This window comes from Enterobacter huaxiensis (assembly GCF_003594935.2).
Lineage (GTDB): Bacteria > Pseudomonadota > Gammaproteobacteria > Enterobacterales > Enterobacteriaceae > Enterobacter > Enterobacter huaxiensis.
Window position 1 is genome coordinate 2,238,766 of record NZ_CP043342.1, and the last position, 15,873, is coordinate 2,254,638.

Sequence of the window (15,873 nt, forward strand, 5' to 3'; positions counted from 1 at the left end):
CATTATCAAAAATTTTAAGCGCAACCTGATAGGTTGGGTGATTCCAAAAAAAAGCCCTCGCAAGGAGAGCTAAAGGAGTCTCAGTTTCACTTGCTCTTTTTATCGATGATTCCCTGGAGTTGGCATTCTCCGCATCAGAGTCCTGAACAGTCTGGCAGTCAGGCAGTAATCAACAAGCATAAGCGCTAGTGATTAAGATAATCCTTACCTAATCATTTGGGCCGGGCAGTAACTTCAAATGCTCTGATTATCCATAGGGCTGACATAGCGACTGCAAAGGTATAGAGTTGAGGTGTCTTTATGGATTGAGGAATAATATGAAAGGTAAAGTGATTCTCGCTGCTATGGCTTTGGTTTCGTTCAGTGCTGTTGCTGACGAGGGGCAGTATCTTTATGACTTCGCCAGTGCAAAAAGTACCTCTAAAAGCTACTCCCAGCTTATTAGTAAAAGCAAACTTCCTGCATGGGTGAAAAGTGGTGGCACAAGCACGCCATCAACCGAAGTTACGGTTGCAGGGAAAAAGTATATTGCCCTGTCAGGGTGTAAACCTCATAGTTGTCCAGAACAGAATATTGCTGTTCTTTACTCACCTGATAGCGGTGATATCCATGGTGTGTTTTCTGATTTCAATGTAGAAAAGAATCGTGAGACATTGACTTGGTTAAACCTGGATCCGATTGATTCTGATGCGATGAAAAATGCGCTTTTCAATCGGCTGTACGGCAATTAAATAACCCAAGCTTCAAACTGTAATCCACCAGTTTGAAGCTTCAATACACGAATCAATCGTCTCACAGTGTGTTTGTCGCTCACATCGCACCCTCATTCCTCTTAACTTTAGCAATGAATTCCTCTGTGATTGATAGGCCCGCTATGATTTCCGAATTTAAGACGGAAGCACCAAATTGGCTTACAAGGTCCAGAAGCGTTTCATATGTCTGGATGAGTTCCATTAGATCAGAAATGACTATTTGGTCATGCTCAGTGTGTAGATGAGTCCGTGCAGAGGCTTGATGCACTATCCACTCGAGATTGGCCTTGATTTTCTGTACGTCATCGTAGTTATACATATTTCATGAGCTTAAATCCTCATTTCAAGATTTATTTGAGAAAAATACGTCGTTGCTTCAAATAATGAAGCTGTGAGTGACATCTAATATTCATTCAATTTAGAGGTAATAATGGCTAAGCCGGACTGGGGCGAGCTGCAGAAGCGGTTCCTGTCTGATCACGCTGCTACTGGCATATCCCCTAAGGAATGGTGCGAGGCACATAACCTTAATTATGTAACTGCTCGCCGCTATATCAAGAAAGCTACTGCGCAAAATACAAAAATTTACGCGCGAAAGATAGCGCGCACTGCGCAGAAAGATAAATGCGCAGAAGAGCTGGTGGACATAAGGCTAAGCGCGAAGGTAAAGCGCTTTATTGCTGAATACCTGAAGGACAATAACGCCACGGCCGCCGCTGCGCGTGCTGGGTATAGTGACCCAAACTACGGACGTCAGCTCATAGCGAATCCTAACGTTGCGCAGTCTATTGCGCAGCAGCAAAAAGCCTCCATTGCGCGCACGCTTGGCAGTGCCGATGAGGTTCTTGCGCAGATGTGGCAACTCGCTACCTTCGATGCAAACCAGCTTTCGCAGTATCGCCGCGGAGCTTGTCGTTACTGCTGGGGCTTCGGTCATCACTACCAGTGGCGCGATGCAGTTGAGTTCGAAGAGAAAAGACTCGAGGCTGTTGAACGTGACAGACGTGAACCAGAGGATTCTGGTGGTTACGGTTACGACCACAACAAAGAGCCTAACCCAGAATGCCCGCGCTGCAACGGCGATGGCATTGGCCAGCCTTACTTCCCGGACACCCGCAAACTTCCGGCAACTTCTCGGCTCGCTTACTCCGGCGTAAAGGTCGGCAAAAATGGCGTCGAGATATCGGCAATCAACCGCGAAAGAATGTTCGAAGCGGTAATGAAACGCCTTGGCCTGGCTGATAGCGAGTTCGCGCAGCGCCTGCAGCAGATTGAAATCGAACGTCGGCAGCTGGAGGTCGAGAAACTCCGTAAAGAGCTGGCGGGTGATGGTGAGGACGATGAACCAACCCCAGTTCAAATCAATATCAACGTAGTGGACGCGAGGGCGGACGATGGGGATCAGCCCGACACTTAATATCCCTCAAGCGCGCTTCCTCGCGATGCAGCATAAGTTCAAAGCCTATGTTGCCGGGTTCGGTTCCGGAAAGACGTGGGTGGGTTGTGGCGGTATCTGTAAGGGGATGTGGGAGCACCCTAAAATCAACCAGGGTTATTTCGCGCCGACGTACCCGCAAATCCGTGACATCTTCTACCCGACGATTGAGGAGGTGGCCTTCGACTGGGGGCTGAGCGTCAAAATCAACGAGGGGAACAAAGAGGTTCACTTCTACGAGGGGCGACGATACCGCGGGACCACAATCTGCCGCTCTATGGAGAAGCCCGGCTCGATAGTTGGCTTCAAAATCGGAAACGCGATGGTCGATGAGCTGGACGTCATGGCGGCTGCCAAAGCGCAGCAGGCGTGGCGAAAAATCATAGCCCGTATGCGCTACAAAGTTGATGGGCTGCGTAACGGCATCGATGTAACGACAACGCCGGAAGGCTTCAAGTTCGTCTACCAGCAGTTCGTGAAGGCTGTGCGTGAAAAGCCCCAACTGGCGGCCCTGTATGGGCTGATTCAGGCCAGCACATTCGACAATGCGAAGAATCTACCGCCTGATTACATTCCATCGCTGCTGAGTTCTTACCCTGACGAACTGATTCAGGCCTATCTGCGCGGGAAGTTCACCAACCTTAACAGCGGGACTATTTACCATACCTTTAACCGCAAGCTGAATAACTGTTCTGACGAGATTCAAGACGGGGATCCGCTGTTTATCGGTATGGACTTTAACGTGGGGAAAATGGCCGCGATTGTTCACGTAAAGCGTAACGGCCTTCCGCGCGCGGTTCGTGAACTGGTGAAGGTTTACGATACTCCGGCGATGATTAAGCGCATCCAGGAAGAGTTCTGGCGATATGAGGATGGTCGTTATGTTAAGAGCCGGGAGATTTACATTTATCCGGATGCCTCTGGCGACTCCCGCAAATCGCAGAATGCCAGCAAGACCGATATTGCTCAGCTCAACGATGCCGGATTCAGCGTCATTGTTGATGATGCCAACCCGCCGGTTAAAGACCGCATCAACTCAATGAATGCTATGTTCTGTAACGCCAACGGCGAGCGCCGCTATCTGGTGAACGTCCACAACTGCCCGGTTTATACCGAAAGCCTCGAGCAGCAAATCTGGGCGGCAAATGGCGAACCGGACAAATCAGCAGATAACGATCACCCCAATGATGCTGGTGGGTACTTCATCGTGAAGGATTACCCGATTGTGAAACCGGCATACTCAATCACCATGGACACTACTTTCTGATATGGCAAACGACGATATCACCTGGGTTCGACCAGAACACCGGGCGGCTTCTGCTGCCTGGCGGAAATACAGGGACTTCTGCAAAGGAGCTGAGGCCGTAAAGGCGGCGGGTAATAAATATCTGCCGTATCTCGACCCAACCGATAAATCCACGCGTAACCGCAAACGCAACGAAGACTATCTGAGTCGCGCGGTGTTCTATGCCATTGCGGGTAATACGAAGATCGGCATGCTTGGCATGGCATATCGAAAGGATCCCACCTTTAACGGCCCGGAGAAGCTCAAATATCTGTTAGACAATGCTGACGGGGCCGGCACCAGTATTTACCAGCAGTCGCAGCTGGTGACCGAGAACGTGCTGGAGGTTGCGCGAGAGGGCATTTACGTCGATTACGCTGAAGCCTCCGATGAGGCGATCATCCTCCGCTATCCGGCAGAGAACATCATCAACTGGCGAACAAAGCGTATTAACGGACGCGATCAGCTGGTGCTGGTGGTCCTGCGCGAATGCGTAGAAGAGCCGGATGGTTACGCTTACAAGGATGAAATCCAGTACCGCGAGCTGGCGCTGGAAGAAGGGAGGTTCATATGCCGCGTATGGCGCCGGGCAGGTGGCACAGCAAGCGGAACCTACACCGTCGACAGCGAATATCATCCTAAACCCAAAGGAAAGGACTACTGGGATGAAATTCCGTTTACCTTTGTCGGCGCCCAGAACAACGATCCCACTATCGATGACTCTCCGCTGGCTGCGCTGGTGGAAATAAACCACGGTCATTACCGTAACAGTGCTGACTATGAAGACAGCGTGTGGTTCTGTGGCCAGGTGCAGCCGTATATGACCGGGCTCGATACCAACTGGCGCGACCACCTTGAGAAGAAGGGCGTGAAAATTGGTTCCCGATCACCGCTTTTGCTTCCCAAAGAAGGCTCGTTTGGTTACGCCCAGGCGCAGCCCAACATGCTGGCTAAAGAGGCCATGGACAGTAAACGCGATTACATGGTGCAGCTGGGCGCCCGACTGATTGAGCAGAACGCCACGGCGAAGACTGCGACGCAGGCGAGCGGTGAGCAAACATCATCAACATCGGTGCTCGGTATCTGCGTTTCAAACGTTTCTGAGGCCTACACGCTGGCGCTTGGCTGGTGTGCAAAATATCTCGGCATCAAGGGTGAATCGACGAGCTACACGATCAACCAGGAATTCATTGCGAAGGTTGCCGAGTCGGGAATGGTGACGGCAATCGTCAACGCCTGGCAGTCCGGTGCGCTGCGCGATAGCGATATGATTCGAGCACTGCAGAAGCTTGATCTCATTGACCCGGCCGACAGTCCGGACGAGGTTATTGATGTGCTTCGCAATCAGGCACCAACGCTTACTGGGGGCTAATATGGCAACCGTAAACGAAAGCCTGCGCGATGAGTCGATCGCACATTCCGTCTGGTTAAGCCGCTATGCAACAGGCGTGGCAAACCGGATGGTGAAGTTGCTCAACGAGACGGACGCAGACCTGTCGGCACGCCTGCTCGATGCGCTCGACAGATTGCCTCCTGAGAGCTTCACCGTTAGCCGTCTGCAGAGTTTACTGGGCAGCGTGCGCGATCTTAACCATCAGGCCGTAGCCACCATGCAGGCCGGGCTCGAGAGTGAGCTGGTGGCGCTGGCAAAGAACGAGGCCAGTTATCAGATGAGCCTGTTCGATTCCCTTCTGCCTTCACAGGTCCTGTCTCACTATCCGCTGCAGGGCATCAACGCCGATATGGTGTATGCCGCGGCGATGGCGCAGCCCTTTCAGGGTAGGCTGCTGAGTGAGTGGGCGGAGAATCTGGAATCGGACAGGCTGGCGCGTATCGTGAACGCCGTCCGCAGGGGGTATCTTGCCGGCGACACGGTAGAGACAATCGCGCGCAGTGTTCGCGGCCACGCCAACAAAGACTATCGCGACGGCGCGCTGCAGATGAGCAGGGCAAACGCTGCCAGCATCGCTAAAACAGCCGTGAATCATCTGGCTGCCACAGCACGCAACAGCTTCACCAGCGCCAACAGCGATATCGTAAAAGGCAAACAGTGGCTATCTACGCTGGACAATAAAACCAGCCACGACTGCATTATTCGTGACCTGTTGCGTTACACCCTGGATAACAAACCGGTCGGGCATAAGGTGCCTTACCTGCAGGGACCCGGGAAGATTCATTTCTGCTGTCGTTCTACTGAAACCCTGATCCTCAAGTCGTGGCGCGAACTCGGCATCGATATCGACGAGATGGACGAGGGGAGTCGGGCCAGTATGGATGGACAGGTACCGGGGAAAACATCATATCTGGAATGGCTCGCGCGCCAGCCGGCACAACGCCAGGATCAGGTTCTGGGTGCCGAGCGTGGCCGTTTGTTCCGCGCGGGTGAAATCGACTTGGCTGATATGTTCACTGACAAAGGCGAATGGATCAGCCTGGAACGTCTGAAGCAGCTCTCAGGCACAGACAACTAACAATCACATCTTACTCCACGCCCTGGCATCCGCCGGGGCTTTTTTATGGGCGAGGCCCGGCAAAATCCCGAGGGGAAATTATGTTAATTCGAAACATGCTTCTGAAATATTACGCACCTGAAAGCGGCGGTGAGGGCGGCGGTGGCGGTGGTATCGAAATCACTCCTGAAATCCAGAAGCTGATTGATGAGCGCGTGACCAGCGAAGTCACTGGCCTCAAAACGAAAAATAGCGAACTGCTGGGCACCATTAAACAGCAGAAAGAAAACCTGTCCCGCTTTGAAGGTATCGATCCAGACGCTGTACGCGGCATTCTCCAGCGTTTTTCTGACGACGAAGAGGCGAAGCTTATCGCCGCCGGAAAAATTGATGAGGTGCTCGATAAGCGCACCGAGCGCCTGCGTGCTGATGTCGATAAAAAGATTAAAGCAGCAAATGACCGCGCGGACAAAGCCGAAGCGTTCTCCAACAAATTCCGGGACCGCGTCCTGGGTGATGCAATCCGAGCTGCAGCCGCGAAGACAGGCGCGCTGCCGGAAGCATCAGACGATCTGATCCTGCGTGCTAAAGGCACATTCCAGCTCAACGACGAAGGCGAGGCCGTAGCAGTTGATGCAAATGGCGATGTTCTGTTCGGCAAAGACGGCAAAACCCCACTAAGCCCGCTTGAGTGGGCGGAATCTCTCAAGGAGACGGCTCCGCATCTGTTCCCTCGTGCAGAAGGTACTGGCGCGGGAGGACACAAGCCAAACGGTGGTGGCAGCCTGAAACGTTCCGAAATGAGCGCCAGCGACAAGGCGGACTACATCCGCAAGCATGGCCAGCAGGCCTTCCTCAAACTTCCGAAATAAGGCGTTTCCCGTATGACGACTGCTAATACCGACCTGATTATTTATGACGACCTGGCACAGACCGCTTTCCTCGAGCGCCGACAGGACAACCTGGCAATCTTCAACGCCTCTTCCAACGGGGCTATCCTGCTGGATAACGAGCTGATTGAAGGCGATTTCCGCAAGCGAGCCTTCTACAAGGTGGGCGGCTCCATTGAATCTCGCGATGTGAACTCCACCGATAAAGTGACGGGCAAGAAGATCGGCGCTGGTGAAGCCGTGTCTGTCAAAGCACCGTGGAAATATGGCCCATACGAAACCACCGAAGAGGCATTCAAACGCCGCGGCCGCTCTGTAGACGAGTTCTCCGAAGTGATCGGCACTGATGTGGCTGATGCGACACTTGAGGGCTACGTGAAGTACGGTCTGAAGGCGCTGACGGCAGCAATTGGCGCCAACGCTGACATGGTGGTAACCGCCGACATCGAGACCGACGGTAAGAAGACCCTGACGCGCGGCCTGCGTAAGTACGGCGATAAGTTCAACCGCGTGGTGCTCTTCGTTATGCACTCCGCCACCTACTTCGACATCGTGGATGAGGCGATAGCCAACAAAATCTACGAAGAGGCGGGCGTGGTGGTCTACGGCGGGCAGCCGGGTACGCTGGGTAAACCGGTACTGGTGACCGACACCATGGATGTTGATGCGATCCTAGGGCTGGTCACTGGCGCAGTGACCGTCACCGAGTCTCAGGCTCCGGGCTTCCGTTCCTATGACATTAACGACCAGGAAAACCTTGCCATCGGCTACCGCGCTGAAGGTGTGGTTAACGTCGATCTGCTTGGCTACAGCTGGGACACTGCCAAAGGCGATAACCCTGACCTGACCAAAATCGGCACTGCCGGCAACTGGAAGAAGCACTTCACCAGTAACAAATCTACGGCAGGCGTGCTGATCAAACTGGAATCCGCGGTGGGGGAGTAACGCTGTCAGCGGATAAAACCTCCGCAACTGCTGACAGCACTGATGCGGTCACTGTTTCCCTGAAATACTCCCTTAATGGCGCCGGTGTCTCCGGCAAAACCGTCGCGTGGACGTCCACAGGCGGCACGCTCAGCACGGCCAGTTCTCAAACCGGCTCTGCTGGTGGTGCAACGGTGAAACTCACATCAGACGTTGCTGGCACCTTCAAGGTAACCGGCACGGTTGACGGCGTGGCGAAATCCACAGAGGAGATCACCTTCACTGCGCCTGCCGGAGAATAACGAATGGGGCGAAAGCCCCATAAACAGGATGAATCGATGATCAATACCGATATCACCTCTCCTGATGCCAACAGCTACGCCAGTGAAGAGGGTCTTGCCTCATTTGCGGAAATACGCGGCATTGAACTGCCTGATAAGCTCACGCCTTTGCTGATTAAGGCAATGGATTACCTGGAAGGGCTGGATTGGGTTGGCTCAAAAGCTGACCCGAGACAGGCTCTGGCATGGCCACGCGTGAATGTCGTTCTGGATGAACATGATTTCCCGCCGGATGAAGTTCCACGGCAAGTTATAACCGCACAGTGCATGCTGGCGGTAGAGGCAATCGACGGCGATTTACTCTCCAGCGTGCGCGAAGCCGCTGTGAAAACTGAACGTGTGGAAGGTGCTGTCACCATGACCTATGCGGTCGCAGATGGTGAAGTCTTCACGCCGTCCTATCCTGCCGTTATGGCGCTGTTGGGCGACCTCGCCGGTGGTCGTGGTTACGCCATCAATTCATTTGCTGAGAGGGCCTGATATGGCGATTGATTACCAACGTATGCAGGCCAGAACGACCCGCATGCTCAGGCAGAACGGCGCGACTTACAACTTCACCCGTAAAGGCTCGATAACGGTTATCGGCGGCGTTGAGCATAAAACTGAAGAGGTCTGTTTTACTGCTGTGGGCGTGAAGACCGAGTACGCGCCAGGCGAAATTGATGGAACGGTCATCTTTAACGGCGACGTGCAGATCGTTTTTACGGCAGAGCAGGAAATTAAAATCGGCGATGTGGTCGATATTGACGGCACAGCCTGCCGTGTTGTCAAACCGAATCCGGTAAAACCTGCCGTGCTGGTGCTCTGCTACAAAGCGCAACTGAGGGCTTAGCATGGGCGAGAACGCGGCTTTCCTGGCTGAAATCACGGCTTTCGTTAACAAGGCGAAAACGAATCAGGAAGCAGTGGTGCGCGCCGTCGGAATCAAAATTCATAACCAGCTGGTGGTGATGTCCCCAGTAGGCAACCCGGAGTTGTGGGGAGTTAACCAGACAGCCGTTTCCTATAATCGCGCTGTTTACGACCACAACGAGGCGCAGCGGGCCAATCCCGATAACCTGACCAAAACCGGGCGACTGAAGAAAAAAGCCCGGGTGGTGGATGGGATGGATATCAAAGCACCGCCGGGGTATACGGGCGGACGCTTTCGCGGTAACTGGCAGGTGTCCTTTGATGCGCCAACGACTGACGAGACAGGCCGGGTTGATAAGACCGGTGACCTGACAAAAGCTGCCGGGAACTACACGCTGTCGCTCTTCAAAATCGGGATGAAGGCCATTTATTTCTGCAACAACGTGCCCTATGCCTACCCGCTTGAAATGGGGCATTCCACACAGGCTCCGGGCGGCATGGTCCGCATAACTGCAGCAGAGTTTCAACGCTTCTTTGAAGAAGCTGTCAGGGAGGTGACTAAGTGATTCCTGATATTGCATCTGCACTGGCCGCCAGACTGGGTACCTGGGCCGATGCTGAGGGCATTTCGGTTGCATGGGAGAACGTGCCGTTCACACCTCCTGCTAACGAGATGTACCTGGCCGTTCACGATATGCCCGTTACGCCGCGAACAATCGATCTCGGTCTGCGCTGCCGTACTTATTCTGGCGTGTACCAGATTAATGTCGTGGCGCCAGCCGGCTCCGGCCGTACCTCCGTCGTTGCCCTGGCGGGCAGAGTAGCGGAGTTGTTCCCCGAGGGGCTGGAAATTGCAGGCAAAGACTTTACCTGCTGGATTAGCAGCGCGCCTGGCATATTCCGCGGCGTCCCTACACCTGTGTCCTACACCGTTCCTGTCAGCCTGAATTATCGGGCAGACATTAACAGCTGATTCCCCTCTGATGCCCCACAACTGACCGGCCTTGAGCCGGTTTTCCCGTTTCTGAAGGAGAAACCATTATGGGCTTTGCACTGCCTAACGGCGCTCATGTTTATCTGGCGTCGGGCTATGGCCCGGCCATTACTTTCACCGGCGCGACGAATGCTGAGCACGCGGTGATCACCGTCAGCGCCGCGGACGAAATTGCGGTCGGCGATATCGTTCACGTGAACTGCAACTGGTCGGGTATTGATAACGTTATCGCGAAAATCGACGCGATTGCGGAGAATGCTGTCACTCTTCGCAACATCAATACCACCAACAAAAACAAATACGCGGCGGGTGGCGGTTCCGGCTCTATTCGCAAAATTGAAGAATGGACCGAACTGCCACAAATCACTGAGGTATCGAAATCTGGTGGTGATCAGAACACCACGCAGATTCAGTTCCTCAGCGATGATCGCCAGCGCAACCTGAATACCTTTAAATCCGCTGTCTCTCAGACTTACTCGATCGCGCATGACTCCACGCTCCCAGTTTATCCGCTGCTGCGCCAGCTGGACGAAGACGAAGAGACTGTGGCGGCGTACATGTACGTGCCGAAGGCGAAGGAGAACCGTTACTGGGCGGCCACGGCATCTTTTGACGACACCCCGGCCACGGCGGTGAACGAAGTCGAAACGGTAAGCGTCGTGCTGAACCTGCAATCGCCTGCGATGACCTTCTATAAAATTACAGGCGCCGCGGCATAAGCCGGGCATAACGAAAATCTGAGCCTCCTCCATGGAGGTTTTTTTTACTAAGAGGCAACGATGGCGACTAAATTCACCCTTCAGCCCAAACCAACTTTCAAGGCCAACGTCTCGATCCCGCGCGCTGGCGATGAGGATGGTGTACTGACCTTCACGTTCAATCATAAGCCACTTAAAGAGCTTGCTGATCTGGAAAAACTGGAAGGCAAAACTGCCACTGATTTTCTGATGGAAATTATTTCTGGCTGGGCGCTCCCCGATGCATTCAACGCGGAAAATCTGTCGGTGCTGCTGGAAAACTATCCGGCTGCAATGAAGGCTATCCCTGAAACCTACTATCGCGAACTGATGGGGCAGCGCGAAAAAAACTGATAGCGGTTGCCTCTGCATTCTATACGCCTGAACCCACAGCGGCAGACCTAGCACCCTATGGGCTTACGCCGGATGACTACGACGATCAATACATCGACGTCTGGCCAGATGTATGGCCTTCATTCCTGGTGTTTCAGGCTGTCAGCACGCAGTGGCGCACGGGCATGGGAGGCGCATCAGGGCTTGATTACAACGTGCTGCCCTGGGTGATGCGCCTGCACCACGTTGACGACGAGGCAACCGCGCTTTCGGACATCCGAATCATGGAGAGCGCCGCACTAAAAGTTATGCATAAAGAGAGGGCGGAATGAGTAACGACATCGCCACGATTTCCCTGCGCGTAAATACCAGTGAGCTGGAGCGCGGTAACCAGGCACTGGAGCGCTTTCAGGAGACCGCGTCCGCCGCGGCAGGTAAAGCGGATGACCTGAACAGCACGTTCCGCACCGGTATCGATAACCAGAAGAAAAACAGCGAAAGCCTGAAGCAGCAGCGTCAGGAACTACAGAACCTGCTGAATAAAATTAGTCCGGTAAACAAGGCGCTGGATGAGCTGGACACTATCCAGGAGAGCCTGGCGAAATTTCGCGGTAAAGGGCTGGTGGGAGACGAGGACTTTACTCGTTACAACAGCGTGCTTGAGACGACGCGGGCTAAACTGGCGCAGGTCATGGAGTCTGAGACCGCAGAGGGGCGGGCTCGCATTGAACAGGCTCAGGCAGCGCAGCGGGCAGCTGCAGCGGGCAAAACCTTTATCGATTCGCTGGAGGAGCAGGTCACAGCAATCGGTAAAACGCGCGCAGAACTGTTAGAGCTAAAAGCTGCCCAACTGGGCGTATCCGATCGTGCTGCCCCAATGATCGCAAAGCTGAAAGAGCAGGAAGAAGCATGGAAGTCTGGGGCTGTCAGCGCTGGCCAATATCGCAATGCAATGCGTTATCTCCCGATGCAAATGACCGACATTGTGACTTCACTGGCTTCCGGCATGCCGATTTATATGGTCGCTATTCAGCAGGGCGGTCAGCTCCGTGACTCGTTTGGCGGTGTAGGCAATGCTCTGAAAGCGATGTTGTCGATGGTGACCCCTGCCCGAGTAGCCATTGGTGGCCTGGCTGGCGTTGTACTGATTGCGGCCAAAGCGGGATCGGACTACTTCACCGCCTACGACGAAATCAACAAGGCCATTATCAGGACTGGCAACATTGCCGGCACGTCAGCGCTTCAGATCATGGCTTCCTCCCAGTCTATTGCTGCCTCTACTGGCGCTACTGTAGGAACCGTTCAGAGTTTGATGACTGAGCTGGTTGGCATGGGAACGCTGACACAGCAGCAACTTGAAAAAGCAGCGGGCTCCACGGCGCTGGCGATTCAGACCGGTATAGTCTCGGCGCAGGACATCACCAAAGCCTATAAGGACATCGAAAAAGACCCTGTTAAAGCGCTGCAGAGTCTCAACGAACAATATAATTTCCTGACCGTTTCACAACTTAAGCATGTTGACGATCTGATAAAGCAAAAGGACCAGACCGCGGCCGTTACGCAGGCTATGGACCTGTTTGGCGATACGATGGCAAAACGTGGGGAGCAGGCTTACGACTCGCTGACGCCGTTTGGTCGCCTGTGGCTGGACATCAAGGGCTGGGCGTCTGAGGCCATGCAGAGTATCGGTCAGTGGGTAGCTGAGCTGGCATCAAACACCCTGAAGGAATTCAACGCAATTTATTACAGCGTTGCGATCGTTTTCCAGAAGCTGAACCAGATCATTTCTTCCTCTATCGCTGCCGCGATTAACCTCGTTCCCGACTGGGCGAAAACAGATACTTTGCAGGGATGGCAGGACTACAACGAACAAATGGCCGGCGCTTATGGCGACAGCGTTTCTCAGCTGAAAAAAGACTGGGATGCGGCTGATATCAGTGCAGGTAAATACCTCGATACGACCAGAAAGATAAGTACCGCAACCACCCAGAAGGATCGTGAAGGAGTCGCTTCTTTTGGTAAAAAAACCAAAACCGGAAAGCAGGGCACTTTATCGGCTGGCGATCGCAGCACGGATGCTGCCCAGACCGAATTACTGGCGCTTCAGGCACAGTTACGCGCGCTGCAGCAGCATAAAGGGCTGAACGACACTATCAGCCAGCAGCGCAAAGATCTGTGGACGACTGAAGCGAAATTTCAGGTGCTGGAGGAGGCCTCGCGTTCACGTTCACTGACAAAGCAGGAACAATCCCTGCTGGCCAGTAAAGACCAGGTGCTTCAGTTGGCACGGCAGAAAGCCCTGTTAGGTGATCAGATTACCGCACAGGAACAGCTGAACAAGCGCATGGATACCTCGCAGAAATACATCACGCAGATGGCAGAGAAGCAGGCTGCATTAGTGAACGGTGCCGGGATGAGTGACCGTCAGGCACAACGTGAGCTGGCAAAGAGCCAGCTTTCTTCTGGATGGATCAACTCAGGCGGCACGTTTGACGACGAGGGTTATCAGAAGCAGCTTAAAGCGGCGAATGATTACTATGATGCTGAGGATCGGTTACGTGGCGACTGGCTGACTGGCGCGAAAAAGGGCTGGGCTGAATTTGAGGACAGCGCGACCAATGTTTACTCGCAGGTGCAGACGATTACCAGCAATGCGTTCACCGGGATGGCCAGCACGCTCACCGACTTTTTTACTACTGGTAAATCCAACTTCTCAGACTTCCTGACTACCTTCCTAAAGGGCATCGCCCAGATGCTGACTCAACTGGCTCTGGTTAATGGAATGAAGTCAGCCTTTGGTGGAACGGGTATCGGGGCGTTCTTTGGTTTTGCCGGCGGTGGCTTGGTTCCCGGTTTTGATAGTGGCGGCTACACCGGTGATGGCGGTAAATACCAACCGAAAGGCGTTGTACACGGCGGTGAGTTTGTTTTTACGAAGGAAGCGACCAGAGCATTGGGTGTCGGCAATCTCTATGCGTTGATGCGTGGAGGACAAGGGTATGCCGATGGTGGTTACGTTGGCCGGGCGCCAACGTATGGCCTGCAATCTCCTGCTGCTGGTGGCGTAAATGTTCAAACGTCTGTAGTCGTTCAAAACCAGAACTCTCAGCAGCAGACTTCAGGCAGCAACGACGCTATTTCACGGGCTTACAAACAGACCATCGATCAATCTGTTCGTGCTGGGATTGCCAAACAGTTGCAACCTGGGGGGCTAATCTGGAATGCAACGAAATCTAGATAATTAACAGGAACTCTCATTTGTAGTACCCCTATTTTTGGTAATCGTATCAAGAATACAGACCATCCTCATACTGAGGTGTTATGATTATCTCCTTGAAATTAATAAGTTAAGGTTTTTTGAATGGCTTCAATTAAAGTGACAGCCCTGTGGGTAGGGGATGGAAAATCAAGCATTTCATTCGTTTCTCCAGTCCTGAATGACAAAAAGCTAAATTATGACTCTGCTGCCTTCGGTTTTGGTTTTGTAGAAAACTTTGAGACATGGGGAGTTGAGCGTTACCCATTCGTAATGGAAGAATTTGGGGATGGGTTAGCTCTTCTGGATTGGGGTTCAACAATCCAAAAAAACACCGCAACAATTGATATTCTTGATATCCCCCTAAATGTAGACGGTGTCATTACATATAACGAAACTGACGAGGACGGAATGCAGCGTGGCCCTTATGTCTACCGAATTTCGACCATAGAAACGTTTTAATACCTCGTATGCACTCTTGTGAATAACCCGCTTCTGCGGGTTTTTTTATACCCGGAGGATAAGTGGCGATCCAAACATTCACTTGGCGAACCCAGATACATGCAGGAATGGAGGGGGAGTTCAGCTACTCAACTCGTTCTGCATCCTTTGGTGACGGTTATGAGCAGATCGTTGGGGATGGAATTAATCCTGAAAAACAGTCCTGGCCAATGACTCTTACTGGGAAGAAGGCAGAGATACTTGCAGCTCTGAGTTTTTGCCGCGAACACATTACAAAATCCTTTATCTGGACATCCCCTGTTGGCGAAACCGGTTTATACCGGATAGAAGCTGATTCCATTAAAGCCCAGCCGCTCTCCAGCAAAGTGATGATCATAAAAGCAACCTTCAAGCAGGCATACGCACCATGATTACCGAAGATTATCAACGCCTCGAACCTGGTGAAAAAATGCGTCTTCTCGAGGTGGACGGTTCTGCGTTTGGTCTGGACAACGTTCTGCGCTTTCATGCATATAACTTGCCGCATACCGAAGATGAAATTGCGGCTGCTGGTGGCGACGAATCAAAGCTTAAGGCGAAGAGCATCTGGTGGCAGGGCGAAGAGTATGGTGCCTGGCCATATAAGCTGGAGGGGCTGGAAGCCTCTACCGATGGCAGCAGTGCGCAGCCTACGCTTACCGTGGCAAATATTGACAGCTCAATCACGGCGCTCTGTCTTGCTTATGACGATATGCTGCAGGCCAAGGTCACTATTCATGACACATTTACGCATTATCTCGATGCGCGCAATTTCCCGGATGGAAATCCCACAGCAGATCCCCTGCAGGTGAGGAAACGAGTTTTCTACATCGACGGTAAAAATAGTGAGTTGCCCGGCGAAAGTATTGAGTTTGTTCTTACCAGTCCGATGGACCTGCAGGGATTGATGATCCCGACACGTCAGCTTCATTCTCTGTGTACCTGGTGTATCCGGAATAAATATCGCACCGGCGACGGCTGTGACTATGCCGGAACCCGCTATTTCGATAAAAACAACAACCAGGTGAGCGACCCTTCTCTGGACGAATGCAACGGCACGCTTACGGCCTGTAAGCTCCGGCATGGAGACGGCAACGAACTGCCGTTCGGTGGGTTCCCAGGCACGTCTTTGATCAGGAGCTGA

Annotated in this window: 19 protein-coding genes; all 19 read left to right on the forward strand. The window is 53.0% G+C overall.

The features are described 5' to 3' along the window. Positions 1 to 317: 317 nt before the first annotated feature. The 19 genes from D5067_RS10735 (at position 318) to D5067_RS10825 (ending at position 15,873) form a co-directional block, all read left to right on the forward strand. Entirely contained in the window at positions 318 to 731 is a 414-nt protein-coding gene (locus D5067_RS10735; RefSeq protein WP_119937797.1) for an Ivy family c-type lysozyme inhibitor, read from the forward strand. Positions 732 to 1,182: 451 nt separating this feature from the next. After that, a complete protein-coding gene (locus tag D5067_RS10740) occupies positions 1,183 to 2,169 on the forward strand; it encodes a terminase small subunit (RefSeq protein WP_119937798.1) in 987 nt (328 codons plus the stop codon). Continuing rightward, complete coding sequence (locus tag D5067_RS10745) at positions 2,147 to 3,454, forward strand: terminase large subunit domain-containing protein (RefSeq protein WP_119937799.1); 1,308 nt, start codon at positions 2,147 to 2,149, stop codon at positions 3,452 to 3,454. Before D5067_RS10740 ends, D5067_RS10745 begins: the two co-directional genes overlap by 23 nt. A gap of 1 nt (position 3,455) precedes the next feature. Beyond that, the gene (locus D5067_RS10750) at positions 3,456 to 4,844 is read left to right on the forward strand and encodes a DUF4055 domain-containing protein (protein ID WP_119937800.1); all 1,389 of its coding nucleotides are present in this window, start codon (positions 3,456 to 3,458) and stop codon (positions 4,842 to 4,844) included. A gap of 1 nt (position 4,845) precedes the next feature. Continuing rightward, on the forward strand, positions 4,846 to 5,943 hold the full coding sequence (locus tag D5067_RS10755; RefSeq protein WP_119937801.1) for a phage minor head protein: 1,098 nt from the start codon (positions 4,846 to 4,848) through the stop codon (positions 5,941 to 5,943). 80 nt (positions 5,944 to 6,023) lie between these two features. After that, positions 6,024 to 6,794 (forward strand): hypothetical protein, encoded by a 771-nt coding sequence (locus D5067_RS10760; RefSeq protein ID WP_119937802.1) that lies wholly within the window; start codon positions 6,024 to 6,026, stop codon positions 6,792 to 6,794. Positions 6,795 to 6,806: 12 nt separating this feature from the next. After that, positions 6,807 to 7,757: a major capsid protein gene (locus D5067_RS10765; protein WP_119937803.1), complete on the forward strand. Its 951-nt coding sequence runs from the start codon at positions 6,807 to 6,809 to the stop codon at positions 7,755 to 7,757. A gap of 2 nt (positions 7,758 to 7,759) precedes the next feature. Next, positions 7,760 to 8,038, forward strand: coding sequence for an Ig-like domain-containing protein (locus tag D5067_RS10770; RefSeq protein WP_263069989.1), 279 nt, complete (start codon positions 7,760 to 7,762; stop codon positions 8,036 to 8,038). Positions 8,039 to 8,074: 36 nt separating this feature from the next. Then, positions 8,075 to 8,557, forward strand: a complete 483-nt coding sequence (locus tag D5067_RS10775) for a DnaT-like ssDNA-binding protein (RefSeq protein ID WP_119937804.1) — start codon at positions 8,075 to 8,077, stop codon at positions 8,555 to 8,557. A 1-nt stretch (position 8,558) separates the two neighbouring features. After that, positions 8,559 to 8,909, forward strand: coding sequence for a hypothetical protein (locus D5067_RS10780; RefSeq protein WP_119937805.1), 351 nt, complete (start codon positions 8,559 to 8,561; stop codon positions 8,907 to 8,909). Between the two features lies 1 nt (position 8,910). Continuing rightward, positions 8,911 to 9,495 (forward strand): hypothetical protein, encoded by a 585-nt coding sequence (locus D5067_RS10785; RefSeq protein WP_119937806.1) that lies wholly within the window; start codon positions 8,911 to 8,913, stop codon positions 9,493 to 9,495. Further along, a complete protein-coding gene (locus D5067_RS10790; RefSeq protein WP_020690993.1) occupies positions 9,492 to 9,902 on the forward strand; it encodes a DUF4128 domain-containing protein in 411 nt (136 codons plus the stop codon). The genes D5067_RS10785 and D5067_RS10790 overlap by 4 nt, the downstream gene beginning before the upstream one ends. A gap of 68 nt (positions 9,903 to 9,970) precedes the next feature. Continuing rightward, entirely contained in the window at positions 9,971 to 10,642 is a 672-nt protein-coding gene (locus D5067_RS10795; RefSeq protein WP_119937807.1) for a phage tail protein, read from the forward strand. Between the two features lie 60 nt (positions 10,643 to 10,702). Next, positions 10,703 to 11,014 (forward strand): phage tail assembly chaperone, encoded by a 312-nt coding sequence (locus D5067_RS10800; protein ID WP_023344275.1) that lies wholly within the window; start codon positions 10,703 to 10,705, stop codon positions 11,012 to 11,014. A 92-nt stretch (positions 11,015 to 11,106) separates the two neighbouring features. Beyond that, on the forward strand, positions 11,107 to 11,325 hold the full coding sequence (locus D5067_RS10805) for a DUF1799 domain-containing protein (protein WP_308446515.1): 219 nt from the start codon (positions 11,107 to 11,109) through the stop codon (positions 11,323 to 11,325). Then, positions 11,322 to 14,234, forward strand: coding sequence for a phage tail tape measure protein (locus D5067_RS10810; protein ID WP_119937808.1), 2,913 nt, complete (start codon positions 11,322 to 11,324; stop codon positions 14,232 to 14,234). The genes D5067_RS10805 and D5067_RS10810 overlap by 4 nt, the downstream gene beginning before the upstream one ends. 120 nt (positions 14,235 to 14,354) lie before the next feature. Continuing rightward, complete coding sequence (locus tag D5067_RS10815; RefSeq protein WP_119937809.1) at positions 14,355 to 14,711, forward strand: hypothetical protein; 357 nt, start codon at positions 14,355 to 14,357, stop codon at positions 14,709 to 14,711. A gap of 62 nt (positions 14,712 to 14,773) precedes the next feature. Then, positions 14,774 to 15,121: a phage tail protein gene (locus D5067_RS10820; protein ID WP_119937810.1), complete on the forward strand. Its 348-nt coding sequence runs from the start codon at positions 14,774 to 14,776 to the stop codon at positions 15,119 to 15,121. After that, a complete protein-coding gene (locus D5067_RS10825) occupies positions 15,118 to 15,873 on the forward strand; it encodes a phage minor tail protein L (RefSeq protein WP_119937811.1) in 756 nt (251 codons plus the stop codon). Before D5067_RS10820 ends, D5067_RS10825 begins: the two co-directional genes overlap by 4 nt.